At 71.3% G+C, this 13,763-nt stretch carries 13 protein-coding genes and 1 rRNA gene; 6 read left to right on the top strand and 8 right to left on the bottom strand.

Features of this window, described 5'->3' with window-relative positions; genetic code table 11:
* A 5S ribosomal RNA gene (gene rrf / locus KBZ10_RS27885) occupies window positions 1-107 on the top strand; the annotation flags it as partial.
* A 221-nt stretch (window positions 108-328) separates the two neighbouring features.
* Here the strand turns inward: rrf and KBZ10_RS27880 are convergent.
* The 7 genes from KBZ10_RS27880 to KBZ10_RS27850 all read right to left on the bottom strand — a co-directional run bounded on the left by KBZ10_RS27880 (window position 329) and on the right by KBZ10_RS27850 (window position 8,456).
* A complete protein-coding gene (locus tag KBZ10_RS27880) occupies window positions 329-2,332 on the bottom strand; it encodes a hypothetical protein (protein WP_210990517.1) in 2,004 nt (667 codons plus the stop codon).
* A 2-nt stretch (window positions 2,333-2,334) separates the two neighbouring features.
* Window positions 2,335-3,765, bottom strand: a complete 1,431-nt coding sequence (locus KBZ10_RS27875) for an ATP-binding protein (RefSeq protein WP_210990516.1) — start codon at window positions 3,763-3,765, stop codon at window positions 2,335-2,337.
* A 10-nt stretch (window positions 3,766-3,775) separates the two neighbouring features.
* The gene (locus KBZ10_RS27870; protein WP_210990515.1) at window positions 3,776-5,329 is read right to left on the bottom strand and encodes an SCO6880 family protein; all 1,554 of its coding nucleotides are present in this window, start codon (window positions 5,327-5,329) and stop codon (window positions 3,776-3,778) included.
* The gene (locus KBZ10_RS27865; protein WP_210990514.1) at window positions 5,326-6,627 is read right to left on the bottom strand and encodes a hypothetical protein; all 1,302 of its coding nucleotides are present in this window, start codon (window positions 6,625-6,627) and stop codon (window positions 5,326-5,328) included. Before KBZ10_RS27865 ends, KBZ10_RS27870 begins: the two co-directional genes overlap by 4 nt.
* Window positions 6,617-7,459 (bottom strand): hypothetical protein, encoded by an 843-nt coding sequence (locus KBZ10_RS27860; RefSeq protein WP_210990513.1) that lies wholly within the window; start codon window positions 7,457-7,459, stop codon window positions 6,617-6,619. The genes KBZ10_RS27865 and KBZ10_RS27860 overlap by 11 nt, the downstream gene beginning before the upstream one ends.
* 249 nt (window positions 7,460-7,708) lie before the next feature.
* The gene (locus KBZ10_RS27855) at window positions 7,709-8,017 is read right to left on the bottom strand and encodes a hypothetical protein (protein WP_210990520.1); all 309 of its coding nucleotides are present in this window, start codon (window positions 8,015-8,017) and stop codon (window positions 7,709-7,711) included.
* Between the two features lie 238 nt (window positions 8,018-8,255).
* Window positions 8,256-8,456 (bottom strand): DUF397 domain-containing protein, encoded by a 201-nt coding sequence (locus KBZ10_RS27850; RefSeq protein ID WP_210990512.1) that lies wholly within the window; start codon window positions 8,454-8,456, stop codon window positions 8,256-8,258.
* A 255-nt stretch (window positions 8,457-8,711) separates the two neighbouring features.
* Between KBZ10_RS27850 and KBZ10_RS27845 the strand changes: the two genes are divergently transcribed.
* The 4 genes from KBZ10_RS27845 to KBZ10_RS27830 all read left to right on the top strand — a co-directional run bounded on the left by KBZ10_RS27845 (window position 8,712) and on the right by KBZ10_RS27830 (window position 12,448).
* On the top strand, window positions 8,712-9,713 hold the full coding sequence (locus tag KBZ10_RS27845) for a bifunctional lytic transglycosylase/C40 family peptidase (RefSeq protein WP_282107894.1): 1,002 nt from the start codon (window positions 8,712-8,714) through the stop codon (window positions 9,711-9,713).
* A gap of 322 nt (window positions 9,714-10,035) precedes the next feature.
* Window positions 10,036-10,752 carry a phosphatase PAP2 family protein gene (locus KBZ10_RS27840; protein ID WP_210990510.1) on the top strand — a complete coding sequence of 239 codons (717 nt, stop codon included), beginning with the start codon at window positions 10,036-10,038 and terminating at the stop codon, window positions 10,750-10,752.
* Between the two features lie 463 nt (window positions 10,753-11,215).
* On the top strand, window positions 11,216-12,064 hold the full coding sequence (locus tag KBZ10_RS27835) for a hypothetical protein (RefSeq protein ID WP_210990509.1): 849 nt from the start codon (window positions 11,216-11,218) through the stop codon (window positions 12,062-12,064).
* A gap of 189 nt (window positions 12,065-12,253) precedes the next feature.
* Window positions 12,254-12,448, top strand: coding sequence for a hypothetical protein (locus KBZ10_RS27830; RefSeq protein WP_039820188.1), 195 nt, complete (start codon window positions 12,254-12,256; stop codon window positions 12,446-12,448).
* A 135-nt stretch (window positions 12,449-12,583) separates the two neighbouring features.
* On the opposite strand, the gene KBZ10_RS27825 is transcribed toward KBZ10_RS27830, so the two are convergent.
* Window positions 12,584-12,916, bottom strand: a complete 333-nt coding sequence (locus tag KBZ10_RS27825) for a metal-sensitive transcriptional regulator (RefSeq protein ID WP_210990508.1) — start codon at window positions 12,914-12,916, stop codon at window positions 12,584-12,586.
* 222 nt (window positions 12,917-13,138) lie between these two features.
* Here KBZ10_RS27825 and KBZ10_RS27820 point away from each other — a divergent pair, with 222 nt between their 5' ends.
* Window positions 13,139-13,759 (top strand): DUF47 domain-containing protein, encoded by a 621-nt coding sequence (locus KBZ10_RS27820; RefSeq protein WP_030545898.1) that lies wholly within the window; start codon window positions 13,139-13,141, stop codon window positions 13,757-13,759.
* Window positions 13,760-13,763 lie beyond the last annotated feature (4 nt).

Raw genomic sequence — 13,763 nt, 5'->3', positions numbered from 1 at the left:
ATAGCGTGAGGGAAACGCCCGGTTACATTCCGAACCCGGAAGCTAAGCCTTTCAGCGCCGATGGTACTGCAGGGGGGACCCTGTGGGAGAGTAGGACGCCGCCGAACAATTCTTGTGAAAGCCCTGTGGGGAACTCCGGTTCCCAACAGGGCTTTCTCGCGTTCTGAGGGCGAAAAGAGGGCCGGTTGGCCATGATCGGCCAGCCCTCCGCACTCCTCCCGGCACTCCTCCTGCGGTTGCCGGGAGGACTCGGGGAGGGAAGGCTTGCTCGGCTCTCGTGACCGATCGGACTGTCGTGGAGGGGGGCGGTTGCCGGTGCGGCTTCCCTTCAGCCGATCGGGAAGTGCTGAGGCCAGCGGGCTCGGGCCTGCTCCTGGGAGCGAAGGAGAGCCAGGGTCGGCATGCCCCGCTCACTGCCCGAGTTCATGAGCCAGGGGAGCTGAGGGAGGGGAGCGACCCGCGCGATGTCGTCGAGGACGAGGGTAAGTGGTGGGTCGAGCCGACCGGCGGATGACCGTTCGGCCATGCTCCGGCCGTGCTCGACCACGTGCGAGGCGAGTGCGGTGAGGAAGGGCATCGCACCCGGGTGGGTTCGCGGATCCTCGATCGCTTCACCCACGACGTAAAGCGTTCCCCCTTCGGCGACGAATGACTCCAGTGCGAGCGAATCGGCCCGGGTCGGGTTACACGCGTTGCGGATGTGGACGGAGGAGAGCTCCGACAGGGCACGGGCCGTCAGCTGCAGGGCCATGTCCCGGCGTTCCGGGTGCGCGGTGAGCGTCGCCTCCAGTTCCCCGGCTGAGCCGGCGGCGGCGCTGCGGTGGGTGCGAAGAATGCGGACCGGTTCGTGTGCGGAGCTGCCGGAGGCCCAGCGGTGCACCTGCCGGATGGGGCGGTCGTCGACTGCTGCGGCGTGCAGCCAGCAACGCAGCAGTGTTTCCGCGGCGGCGGCGGTGGCGGAATCGAGAGCGTGCTGCGGCCGTACCGGGGCGAGCAGGGCGGTGGCGCGGGCTGCCGCGGTCTCGCGGGTCTCGCAGCCGCTGACGGGTGACCAGCGGAGTCTGGCGGGAGTGTCGAGCTGCTGCCCGGGGTCGAAGACGTGGGTGGGACCGAGTTTGGCGCGGGCGTCCTTGGTGTCCGTCCAGAGGGCCGGTTCCGAGGTGACGACCAGGAGGGGGCCCTCGGCGTCCGCGATGGTGCGCAGGGCGAGCCGGAGGCGGTCACGGGTGCCGTCGAGGCCGAGGAAATGGAGGCCGCGGGGGGTGTGAGTGAGGGGGGCGGCCGCCATGGACGAGGCCGGGGTGAGAAGGGCGGGCGTTCGGACCCGGGAGGTGTCCGTGCCGGACGGTGCCGCGACCTGGTTGGCCGAGACGCCCACTGCTGGGGCACCGGCCTCTGGGGGATCCGGGACGCCCGCGGGGCCGGGACCGGTGGTCTGCGGGCCGTACGCGGTTTCCGGGTATGTGGCGACGGGCGGAACCGGTCTCCGGGGGAGAGCGGGCCCGTCATGGTCTGCGGGAGCTCCGAGGTGCTCCACGGCGGGCGGGGGATGCCCGGCCGCCGGGCCGGGGCCCGGTGCGGCCGGGCCCGAGGTGTTGCCGCCTCTGGCGGCGAGGTCGGAAGCCGGCGGGGAGGGGGGTGGTGCGCTGTGCGGTGTCGCGGCCGGGATGGGCGTTCCGTGGGCGGCCGGGCCGGCGTCGGCAGTACCTGCTGTGCGGTGCGGGGTGCCGGCGGGGCGGGTCGCGTCCGGGCCGGGACGGTGCGGGACGGCGGGGTCGGCCGGGGGTCTGCCCGGCGTGGGCCCGGCTTCCGAGGCGGTGTTCGTCTGCCCGGCCGCAGGGTGCGGAAAGCCGGGGGCCGGGCCGCGGGCGGCTGCGTCCCCTGCGTGGGCCTTGGGCTCGTCGTCCGTACCGTGCATCCGTTCCGTTCGGTCCACACGGTCGGTACGCGCCGTGTGAGACCGGCGTGCGGCGCGCCAGCGGGCGATGGTGCCGATGACGAAGACCGTCAGCACCGTCAGCACCATGACCTCGCCGATGAGGACGCCCCAGAACAGACCGGGACCGGACAGTTGCCCCGCGGCCCCGGGCCAGGCGGCGTTCAGATCACCCGGCTCCGTCATCAGGCGCCGCAGCGCGAGGGGGGTTTCGGTGAAGGCGGCGCCCGAGGGCCAGGAACCGTGGGCGAGCAGGCCGGAGACGCCCGCGGCCGCCCAGACCAGCACGGTGAGGGCAACGAGGAAACCGAGCAGGCCGACGAGCAGCCCGTCGGGGATGCCGCCGCTTCCGCCGCGCCCGGTCCGCTGCTCGGTACCGTTGTGCCGTTCCACCATGCTCAGGCCACCGTGGACTCGGAGGAGCCGACCACCTCGTCCTCAAGGTGCTGTTCCACGGAGCGTGCCGCGCGCTCCTCGGCCTCCGCCTCGGCGGCCTGTTCCAGAGCCAGCGCTTCGTCGCTGAGCGCGGACGACTCCGTCATCGCGCGGTCCGTGTAGACGAGGGGACGTTCGGACTCGGTGATCAGGTGCTTGACGACCTGCACATTGCCGTTGACGTCCCAGACGGCGATACCGGGGGTGAGTGTCGGGATGATCTCGACGGCCCACCGGGGCAGGCCGAGTACCCGGCCGGTGGCCCGCGCCTCGTCCGTCTTCTGGGCGTAGATGGTGCGGGTGGAGGCCATCTTGAGGATGGCCGCGGCCTCACGTGCGGCGGCGCCGTCGACGACGTCGGAGAGGTGGTGGACGACGGCGACGAAGGAGAGGCCGAGCCGGCGGCCGAACTTCAGCAGCCGCTGAAAAAGCTGTGCCACGAAGGGGGAGTTGATGATGTGCCAGGCCTCTTCCACGAGGAAGATGCGCTTGACCCGGTCGGGGCGGATCCAGGTGTGCTCCAGCCAGACGCCGACGATGGCCATCAGGATCGGCATGGCGATGGAGTTGCGGTCGATGTGCGAGAGGTCGAAGACGATCAGCGGGGCGTCCAGGTCGATGCCGACGGTCGTCGGTCCGTCGAACATGCCGCGGAGGTCGCCGTCGACCAGCCGGTCGATGACCAGGGCGACGTCCAGGCCCCAGGCGCGGACGTCGTCGAGGGCGACGTTCATGGCCTCGGCGGACGCAGGTTTGGGATGCCGCAGTTGCTCGACGATGTCGGTGAGGACCGGCTGGCGGTCGGTGATCGTCCGGCTGACGAATCCGTGGGCGACCTTGAGGGCGAAGCCGGAACGCTCGTCCAGGGCGCGCCCCATCGCCACCTCGATGATCGTGCGGAGCAGGGCGAGCTGGCCCGTCGCGGTGATCGAGGGGTCGAGCGGGTTGAGCCGTATGCCGTCGTTGATCGCCGAGGTGGGGTCGAGGCGAATGGGGGTGATCCCCAGTTGCTCGGCGATGAGGTTCCATTCGCCGACGCCGTCCTCGCCCTGGGCGTCGAGGACGACCACCTGCCGGTCGCGGAAGCGGAGCTGGCGCAGGACGTAGGTCTTCTCCAGCGCCGACTTGCCGTTGCCGGACTCGCCGAGCACCAGCCAGTGCGGGGCGGGAAGCTGCTGGCCGTAGAGCTGGAAGGGGTCGTAGATGTAGCCCTTTCCGGAGTACACCTCGCGGCCGATGATCACTCCGGAGTCGCCGAGGCCGGGGGCGGCGGTCGGTAGGTAGACGGCCTGCGCCTGGCCCGTGGAGGTGCGCACGGGCAGGCGCGTGGTCTCCACCTTCCCGAAGAGGAAGCTGGTGAAGGCCTCGGTCACGGCGGACAGCGGATCGAACACGGCAGTGCCCCTAACGTCGGATGCCGGTCGCGAAAGGCAACGTGTTCACGAAGGCCCGGTGGTGTTCCCGGTCGCACCACTCCAGCTTGAGATAGGACTTGCCGGCCGAGGCGCGGATGGTGCGCTTGTCGCGGGCGAGCGCTTCGGGGGAGCGGGAGGAGACGGTGATGTAGCCGACGAGGTTGACGCCCGCCGCGCCGCTGGCCAGGTCTTCGCCGCGCTGGTCGAGGCGGCCGTGGGCGGCGATGTCGCGCGGGTCGACGGTGCGGTTCATCTTGGCCGCGCGGCTGGCCTCGGCCTCGTCGTTCGTCTTCTCCGTCAGCATCCGTTCGATGGCGACCTCGGTGGGTTCCAGGTCCATGCAGACGGCGACCGTGCGGATCACGTCGGGGGTGTGAACGAGCAGCGGGGCGAGGAAGTTGACGCCGACCGGGGTCATCGGCCACTCCTTCACCCAGGCCGTGGCATGGCACCACGGGGCCCGGGTGGCCGATTCGCGGGTCTTCGCCTGGAGGTACGTGGCCTCCGTGGCGTCCAGTTCGGCCGGCCAGGCGTTGCGCTGCGTCATCGCCTGGATGTGGTCGATCGGGTGGTCGGGGTCGTACATGGAGTGGATCAGGGAGGAGAGCCGCGCCTGGCCCAGCGGCTGCCGGACGCGGATGTCGGCCTCGGCGAGGCGGGCGCAGATGTCGGTGAGTTCGCGGGCCATGACGACGGCCAGACCGGCGTCCTTGTCGAGCCGGCGCCTGCCTCCCGCCGCGCGCGCGGCGCGGGCCATGGCGTGGGCCTCGGCGGCCAGTTCGCGGTTGTAGTGCATGCAGGCGACGAGGTAGGCCCGGTGCTGTTCGGAGGAGGTGGAGACCATGGACTGGAGCTGGTCGTAGGAGTCCTGGAGCCAGGCCGGGGCCCTGCGGTCGCCGCGCCGCTCGACGTCCTTGGCGTGCGCGTCGGGGTCGGCGGGCAGGGTGCGGGCGAGCATCTGGATGCGTGTCACGAAGCCGTCGCCGTTGGCGACATGCTTGAGGAGCGTGCCGAAGCGGTCGACGAGCGCTTCCTGGTCCTCGCTGTCGCGCAGCCCGACGCCCGGTCCCTCGATCTCGATGGCGGCGGTCACGGTACGGCGGTCGGCGTGCAGCAGTACGGCGATCTCGTCCGGGCCGAACGGCGCGGAGAGCCAGTTGATCCGGCCGATGCCCGGGGGCGGCCCGATCTCCACCTCGCGTCCGTCGAGCCGTATGCCCGCCTCGGCGGCGGCGGAGCGGTAGGTGGCCCCGCGCTTGATCTGCCGTTTGTAGGAGCGCCGGATCTCGAACCACTTGTAGAAGGTCCGGTGCCTGTACGGCACGTAGACGGCGGCCAGGGCCAGCGCCGGGAAGCCGGTGAGCAGGGTGATGCGCAGGGACAGCACGGGGACCAGCAGGCCGCACATCATGCCGAGGAACGCGCCGGCGATGATCAACGCGATCTCGCCGGTCTCCCGGTTCTTGCCGATGACCGCGTTCGGGCGGGCCCTGCCGATGAGATATGTGCGCCGCGGCGCGATCGGATGGGACTGGGTCGTCACGCCCGCTCACCTCCTGGGGAATTGCCGGTGGCCCGGTCGCGTGCGCGGGGCACGGCCGCGGCCGGTGTACTGCCGCCCGTTCCACGGGACGAGCCGCCGCGCGAGCTGTGGGCGGCGACGCCGCCGGCGACTGCGGAAGCCGGCCGGGGCTCGGGCCGGGAGGGCGCCGGGGCCTCGCCGCCGCCTCCGCCGCCGCGGCTGCTGTGGGTCTTGATCCCCTGCTTGACCAGGGCGGCCGGCGAGGAGATCAGAGCGGCCGCCTGGGAGCCGTCGGTGGCCGCCTTGCGGTTGGTGCGGGCGGAGACGATGTCGTCACCGAAACCGGGGACGAAGCGGTAGATCATCGCGCTGGCGAAGATGGCCAGCAGGATGATGGCGAGGCCGGAGACCACCGCGGAGAAGGCGTTGGGGCCGTCCTCGCTGGCGCTGAGGGCGCCGGCCAGCCCGAGCACGATGACGATGACGGGCTTGACGAGGATGACAGCGATCATGATGCCCGCCCAGCGGCGGACGTGGCCCCACATGTTCTTGTCGACCAGCCCGGCGTAGACGACGACGCCGAGCAGGGCGCCGGCGTAGAGGAGCGCGGCCCGGATGACGAGTTCGAGGTAGAGGATGCCCGCGGCGAGCACGGAGACCAGGCTGACGATGATCAGCATGATCGGTCCGCCGCCGATGTCCTCGCCCTTCTTCAGCGCCTCGGAAAAGGAGCCGAAGAAGGTGTTCGTGTCCTCGGACGTGCCGGAGGCGATCACCTCGGTGAGGCCGTCGGTCGCGGAGACCACCGTGTAGAGGATCAGCGGGGTGAAGGCGGAGGCCAGGACGGTGAGCCAGAGGAAGCCGACGGCCTCGGTGACCGCCTCGGTGAACGGCACACCGCGGATGGCGCGCTTGGCGACCGCGAACAGCCAGAGGAGGACGGTGAGCACGGCGGAGACGGCGAAGACGACGGCGTACTGCTTGAGGAACTCGGCGTTGGTGAAGTCGACCTCGGTGGTCTTCTCCACCGCCTCGGAGAGCTTGTCGACCACGAAGGCGGCGGCGTCGGCGCAGCCCTTGGCGAGGGAGGAGAGGGGGTCGAGGGGGTTGGACAGGGAGTCGGCGGGGGTGCGGCCGCCTTCCCCGTCGCAGAATTCTCCTGCCTGGCCGGGAACGAGTCGTTCGCAGGAAGACTCGTCGTCGCCGGGGGCTGGACTCGGTTCGGCGAAGGCCCGGCCGGGGAGCAGCAGGGCGGCTGCCGGCGAGGCGGCGAGCAGCGACAGGGTCGCAATGGCCCGTCGCCGGTGGTTACCGGGCATAGGTGAATCCTCCGTACCCTTCGACCGCCTCGGCGATCTCCTCGGCCCCCGAGGCCGTCGTGTCGCTGCGGACCGGAGCCGGACCGCTCTTCTGGGAGTGCGATGCGACCTTCCAGTCCCCGCCGGTCCACACCAACTGGATGGTGATCGTGAACCAGCTGTCCGCCACGGGTCTTCTCGAGCCCTCCCCGGCCAAGCCGAAGAGGCTGGTGGACCAGACCTCGACGGTGGCGTCTCCACTGCCGTAGCCGGTCAATCTGGTGCCGACGGGGATGGTGCGGTTGACGAAGGTCATGCCCTCGGGCGCCGAGCCGTCCGGCTTCAGGCCCACCGTCTCCAGGAACTTCTCGTTGTAGGCGCGATCGAGGTCGCGCTGTATCCGCTCGCGTGACGATTCCGCTGCGATGGTGTCGACAATCTTTCGGCGGGCGTCCTCGCGGAACATCCCGTCCCCGCTCAGTGCCACCGCGTAGTTGGCCGCCGCCGATTCCGCGCCCTGTTCGGTACGGGGGAAGCCCGTGGCGATGCCTGCCTCGGAGCCCGTCACCGGGCGTTCGCCGGTGGGTGCCGTCGCCCGGGCGGCCGGACCGCCCTTGCCGCCGTCTCCGGAGCCCTCCCCGCCGCCGTCGCCGCGGTTGGCGAAGGCGATGGCGGCGATCAGCAGGACGACCACCCCGACGACGCCGACGAGTCCGCGCGGGGAGCGGGAGGGGCGGCGTCCTCGGCTGTAGGCGCCGGTGCCCGGCTCGTCGGGCAGCCGGGTGCGTGTCCGGTGACCGCCGGGGCCGTCGCCCGGGTGGTCGCCGTGGTATCCGCCGTCGCCGTGGCTCATGCGGGACACGACCTCTCGGGGCCGGCCCCGGGGCACGTGCCGCCGGCAAGGCCGAAGGGGTGGGGGTGCGGCACCGGCCCCGGGGTCTTCCGCCGGGGCGGGGTGTGGTGAGTGGACATCAGAAGGACGCAACCTCTGCCGGTGGGCACGACGGATGGGTGGGAGGGGGCACCGGGACGCGCCGCTCCCGTCGAGGGGCCGGGGGAGCGTGCGCCGGGGTCACGGACGCGCGGGCGGGCCGGGGCGCCGCTACACGGCCATGCCGTAGACGATGGTGAACAGGGTGCCGAGGGAGCCGATGATGAAGACGCCGGTGAGCCCGGCGACGATCAGCCCCTTGCCCTGTTCCGCGCTGAAGGTGTCACGTAGTGCCGTGGCTCCGATGCGCTGCTTGGCGGCGCCCCAGATCGCGATGCCCAGGCAGAGGAGGATGGCGACCGCCATCACGACCTCGATCATGATGCGGGCCTCGTTGCCCAGACTCCCGAACGGCCCCCAGTCGGGAGCGATGCCGCCGATGATGGTGGTGATGTCGCCCTTTTCGGCTGCCAGGAACATGGTGAATGTCACCGCCCCAGTGGGTAGTTGTGCGCCCCTGCCGGATGGCACGGGTCCGTTCTCTATCTTCGCTGACGATTCCGCCGGTGGGCGTCGCCTTGATGGCATTTGTTGGCGGATCCCGCGCGGATCTGCGGGAGTTGGAGGACCGAGGGTCACCCGCCGTGCCGGATGAGCCGCCTTTCGTCACTCTGTGTATCACGGTGGGTGACGTCCGGCAACGGTCTTTGACCGGCGATCACTCCACGAAGTGGTCGAACTCACCAGCCTTGACGCCCTTCACCCAGGCGTCCCACTTGGCGGGAGTGGTGGTCACGATCTCGTCGGGGCTGGTGCTCTGTCTGATGTGCACCATCCCGTCGGGCCCGACGGCCACCTCCAGGTACTCCTCCTGCCCGTCCTCGACGAAGCTCGGCCGCTGCCAGGCGAGTTCCGGCATGATGTCCTTCCTTGACGTACCGTCGGCCCGGCCCGGCGTTCTCCGGGTGCCGGTCCCGGGTCTCCCCCCCCGCATGGGACCGCGCCGCCGGTTCCAGGTCAAGGGCGACCCGGGGGTCTGCCTCCGTGACCCCGCCCATGCGCCCTGGTGTTCGAGCGTGACCCCCGGTGCGCCGTCGCGGGCGGTGGCGGACCGGCTGTACCGTTCAGCGTCGAACAGCCGCTGGAATCCCGGCTTTTGGGGAATGGTGGAGGCATGCGGAAGGTCTGGCTGGGCGTCGGCGTCGGTTTCGGGCTGATCTCGTGCTTCCTCGGATTGCTGGTGGTCGGGGTCTACACCGCGGCGTCGAGCCTCGTCGGCGGCGGCAGTGCGCGCGGGCTGGCGGAGAACGCCGTCCCGGCCGCGTACCGGACGCTGGTGGACCAGTGGGGCCGGCGCTGCCCGGAGATCAGCCCGTCCCTGCTGGCGGCGCAGCTGTACCAGGAGAGCGGCTGGAATCCGAGGGCGCAGAGCCCGGCGGCGGCGCGGGGCATCGCGCAGTTCATCCCGGGCACCTGGTCGGCGCACGGGGTGGACGCGAACGGTGACGGCCGGGCGGATGTCTGGGACCCGGAGGACGCCATTCCGTCGGCGGCCCTGTACGACTGCAAGCTGGCCGGTTACGTCAAGGACGCGCCGGGGGACCCGACGGCGAACATGCTGGCGGCGTACAACGCCGGCCCGTACGCGGTGCTCAAGTACCGCGGAGTGCCGCCGTACCAGGAGACGCGGAACTATGTGAAGCGGATCACGACCCTCGCGAAGAGTTTTGAGGCGCCGGCTGCCGAGGTGCCGGCGTCGGAGCAGGCGGGAGGGGCGATCTACTACGCGAAGGACAAGCTGGGGACCCCGTATCTCTGGGGTGGTGACGGGACGGCGGAGGACGGCGGGCGGTTCGACTGCTCGGGGCTGACGAAGGCGGCGTACGCGAGTGTCGGGATCGAGCTGCCGCGGGTGGCCAACGACCAGTACAACGCCGGGCCGCACCCCTCGCGGGACGAGTTGCTCCCCGGCGATCTCGTCTTCTTCTCCGACGATCTGACGAACTCTCGGGCCATCCGGCACGTGGGGATCTACGTCGGCGGCGGCTATATGATCAATGCGCCCTACACCGGCGCCGAGATCCGTTACGACAAGATCGACAGCCCGGACTACTTCGGTGCCACGAGGGTGACCGAGGACGGCGCGAAGGCCCTGCCCCGGCGGGGTTCCGCCTAAAGGTCTGCCGGTCAGGACCGGCAGACCCCCAGCGGAGGACGTCGCCGCGGAAGGCGCGCGGGCCGTCCGGCGGCGGCACCTCGGGCCGAGGGCTGACGGCCCGTAGAGTGACGGACGAGACCGCGCCTCCTGGCTCTCCGCCGGGCCGCGGCGATGGATCACCCTTCGATAACAGCCTGATGGCCGGTGGGTGGAGAGCGGAACACCGGGCCCGTCCCCGCCGTTCTCCGGCCGGGACAGCGGGAGGCGACTCCATCTTTCTGACGGGGGCGGCGGATCGATACGGACATGAGCAAGCGCTAGAGACAAGGGACCGTGGCACATGGCTGGACTGGAGGCGGGGTCACCGGCGTCGGGGACCACGGGAGAGCCGGGCACCGATGTGGACCTGCTCTACGACATCAACGGCCTCACGGCCGGCACCCCGCACTGGTTCGACCGGGTCATGGAGTGGACCGGCGAGTACGGCACCGTCTTCGCCCTGCTGCTACTGGTCCTCTGGTGCTGGTGGTCCGTCAGGAAGCGGGCGGACGCGCCGCCCGCCGTGGCCGGTCTCGTCTGGGCGCCGCTCGCCACCGGCCTGGCGCTGCTGATCAACATTCCGATCCGCAACTTCGTCGAACGCCCCAGACCCTTCCTTGACCACCAGGGGATCAAGGTCCTGGTGGAGGGGAAGACCGACTACTCCTTCGTCAGCGACCACTCCACGATGGCGATGGCGATGGCGGTCGGCGTCTTCGTCGTCCACCGCAGGTTCGGAGTGGCCGCCATCGCCCTCGCGGTGCTCGCGGGTTTCTGCCGGATCTACATGGGCGTGCACTACCCGACCGATGTGATCGGCGGCTTCGCTCTCGGCACGGCGGTCACGCTGCTGCTCGCACCGCTCGCCATGGCCATGCTCACCCCGCTGGCCCGCACCGTGGCGGGCTCCCGGGCCGGCTGGCTCGTCCAGAGCCGCGGCGCCCGCGCGGCCGGTCCCCGGGACGGCTCGACGGGCACACACCCGGCGGAGGACCAGCGGAGCAACCTCGCGGCCTGATCCCGGCGCGGCCCGAGCCCTGCGTGGCGCGGGCTGAGTGGCGCGGCCCGAGTGGCGCGGCCCGAGCCCGACGCGGCCCCTGCGCGCTGGACCCGGCGCGTCCTGAGGTCCCACGCCCGCCCGGGCCCGGTGAGGCCCGGCCCGGTCCGGCAACGCCACCGGACGGTTACGCGTTCATGCCGCCGGCCCGGTCGCGTCCCGCGTCGCGGCCCCGGGGTGCGCCGCAGCGTCCGCCCTCGCCGTCGCGCGGGCCCGTCTCGCGGGGCCGGCCCAGCCGCAGGAGCAGCGGGCCAGGGTGAACGCCCCTCGCTCGGTGGTCTCGGTCAGATGGTCCTCATCCCGCCCTGGGCGGTCCTCAGGAACTTGCCGGCGCACACCGCCACGGTACCGCCGTAACGACCCGCAGGGCACGGTCGTTGGCACATCACCGAGTTACCGCGGGTTTCCTGGGGGTGCGCAGCCGATGGTGGTGCAGTGGCGCGGGCGCGGGCGCGGTGCCGGAGCCGTCGCTCTCGGCCTGGTGGCGGGCCTGACGGCGGGCTGTTCCGGTCCGGGGACGGTGGCTGCCGACGAGCGGTCCGCCGCCCGCCATCTCGCCCTGGTGCAGCGCACCGCCGATGTGCTGGTGCGGTCCGGGAGCTCCCGGGCCCGGACATCCCTGGAGACGGCCAACGGCGGCACCCGGGTCACCATCCGCGGCTCGGGCGGGTTCGACTACGGTGCCCGCCTCGGCCGGCTGAGGGTCGTCCTGCCGGCGGACGCGGCGGGTGAGGCCGGTCACCGGCCGGTCACCGAGGTCCTGGCCCCCGGTGAGCTGTATCTGAAGAACCGCGGGGCGGGAGTGCCTTCCGACAAGTGGGTCCGGATCCACACCGCCGCGCTGGCCGACGGGAATCTGGTGACGGGCGGTGCCACGGATCCGCTGGCGGCGGCCGAGCTCCTGCGCGGCGCGCGCCGCGTCACCTACGTCGGCGAGGCCCGGGCGGAGGGGGACGGCGCGCTCGTCCGTCACTACCGGGGCACGGCGGACATCCGCCGGGCCGCGGAGAAGGCGGCCCATGTGCGCGGTGCCCTTCTCGCCGCGGCGCGCGGTTTCCGGGCCCGTTCCGTGCCGTTCGATGTCTTTCTGGACGAGCGGGGGCGGCTGCGGAAGGTGCGGCACCGTTTCACCTTGTCGCAGGTCCCCGGGGGCGGCGGCGAGTTGCAGGTGGTCTCCACGACCGTGCTCTACGGTTTCGGTGCCCGGGTGGACGTGGAGCTGCCGCCGGAGCGGGACATCTACTCCGGGGCGGTCGCCGTGACCGGTGCCTGAAGGCTCTTCCGTGGTCCCTGTGGTTCCCGTGCGCCGGGGGTACGCCCGGCGCACGGGCGGGGGTACCCGGTGGGGCGGGGGGAAATGGTCCGTCCGTGCCATGCGCGCTGTGTGTCCGGCTCCCTACGCTGGGCTGTGCGCGAGGACGAGCGGTCGGAGCTGGTGGAGGAGGAGGTGACACGGGTGTCGATGTCCTGCCATATCACCCGGAGGGTCCAGGACCATCTGGCCCTCGCCGAGATCGAACTGTGCGGGGAGTTGATGATCGCGGCATCGGCGGCGGTCGAGGAGCGGCTCAGTCCGGATCGTATCGACGAGGTGCTCAAGGTGGGCGGGAAACCGCCGGGCCGGCGGGGCCGGTGCATCGCTCCCAGGGGCGACTGACGTCCGTCGCCTCCCGGTGCGGCCCCGGCCGGCGCCCGCTGCGGGGTGCTCGGAGCCCCGGGCGCGCTCGCGGTCCGGGACGCGGCGCTCCGTGCGTTCTCCGTGTGTCTCCGTACGGCCACTTCCGGGCGGCTCTCAGGTGCGGAGCAGGCGGGCGATGGCCGCGGTCGCCTCGGCCACCTTGGCGTCGATCTCCGGGCCGCCCTCGGCGGCGGCCGCGGCGACGCAGTGCCGCAGGTGTTCTTCGAGGAGCTGAAGTGCGAAGGACTGGAGCGCCTTGGTGCCGGCGGAGACCTGGGTGAGTATGTCGATGCAGTAGACGTCCTCCTCCACCATCCGCTGGAGGCCGCGGACCTGGCCCTCGATCCGGCGGAGCCGCTTGAGGTGCTGGTCCTTCTGTTTGCTGTAGCCGTGCACGCCGGTCTCCGTGGCTGTCATGGCGTCCTCCCGTGGGCGCGAGGCGCTCATGGCCTCATCGGTGGTGAACCGGGCAAGGTGCGGCGGAACCGACGTAACCGGTGCATATACCCCTGCCCGGTATAGGGTACCGGATTTGCCGACGGATTCCCGGACTCCGGGCTGGGTACGCTGTCCCCTGGCCGGACCGAGGAGGACCGGCTGCCCGTGGCCGAAACGATGCGCTTAGCATCGGCTCCGGCCGACATCCGCATGCACCCCAAGGAACCCGACGTGCGCTTTCGTCTGACCCCCCGGGAGACGAGCTTCTACGACATGTTCGCCGCCTCCGCGGACAACATCGTCACCGGCTCCAAGCTCCTGATGGAACTGCTCGGCGCGGAGCCCGCCGGACGGAGTGAGATCGCCGACCGGATGCGGGCCGCCGAGCACGCCGGGGACGATGCCACGCACGCGATCTTCCACCAGTTGAACTCCTCCTTCATCACCCCGTTCGACCGCGAGGACATCTACTCCCTGGCCTCCTCGCTCGACGACATCATGGACTTCATGGAGGAGGCCGTCGACCTGGTCGTCCTGTACCAGATCGAGACGCTGCCCAAGGGGGTCGACCAGCAGATCGAGGTCCTGGCGCGGGCCGCGGAGCTGACCGCCGAGGCGATGCCCAACCTCCGCACCATGACGAACCTCACCGAGTACTGGATCGAGGTCAACCGCCTGGAGAACCAGGCCGACCAGATCCACCGCAAGCTGCTGGCCCAGCTCTTCAACGGCAAGTACGACGCCATGGACGTGCTGAAGCTCAAGCAGATCGTGGACGTGCTGGAGGAGGCGGCGGACGCATTCGAACACGTGGCCAACACCGTCGAGACCATCGCGGTCAAGGAGTCCTGACCCC

The organism is Streptomyces sp. F63 (genome assembly GCF_018070345.1).
Lineage (GTDB): Bacteria > Actinomycetota > Actinomycetes > Streptomycetales > Streptomycetaceae > Streptomyces.
The sequence above is the reverse complement of the archived record's forward strand: the minus strand, read 5'-3'. Positions and strand labels throughout refer to the sequence as shown.

Coding starts and splice junctions, on each gene's coding strand:
- KBZ10_RS27880 (WP_210990517.1), bottom strand. CDS start 2,332: ATGGTGGAACGGCACAACGGTACCGAGCAGCGGACCGGGCGCGGCGGA.
- KBZ10_RS27865 (WP_210990514.1), bottom strand. CDS start 6,627: ATGCCCGGTAACCACCGGCGACGGGCCATTGCGACCCTGTCGCTGCTC.
- KBZ10_RS27860 (WP_210990513.1), bottom strand. CDS start 7,459: ATGAGCCACGGCGACGGCGGATACCACGGCGACCACCCGGGCGACGGC.
- KBZ10_RS27855 (WP_210990520.1), bottom strand. CDS start 8,017: ATGTTCCTGGCAGCCGAAAAGGGCGACATCACCACCATCATCGGCGGC.
- KBZ10_RS27850 (WP_210990512.1), bottom strand. CDS start 8,456: ATGCCGGAACTCGCCTGGCAGCGGCCGAGCTTCGTCGAGGACGGGCAG.
- KBZ10_RS27845 (WP_282107894.1), top strand. CDS start 8,712: ATGCGGAAGGTCTGGCTGGGCGTCGGCGTCGGTTTCGGGCTGATCTCG.
- KBZ10_RS27840 (WP_210990510.1), top strand. CDS start 10,036: ATGGCTGGACTGGAGGCGGGGTCACCGGCGTCGGGGACCACGGGAGAG.
- KBZ10_RS27835 (WP_210990509.1), top strand. CDS start 11,216: ATGGTGGTGCAGTGGCGCGGGCGCGGGCGCGGTGCCGGAGCCGTCGCT.
- KBZ10_RS27830 (WP_039820188.1), top strand. CDS start 12,254: ATGTCCTGCCATATCACCCGGAGGGTCCAGGACCATCTGGCCCTCGCC.
- KBZ10_RS27825 (WP_210990508.1), bottom strand. CDS start 12,916: ATGAGCGCCTCGCGCCCACGGGAGGACGCCATGACAGCCACGGAGACC.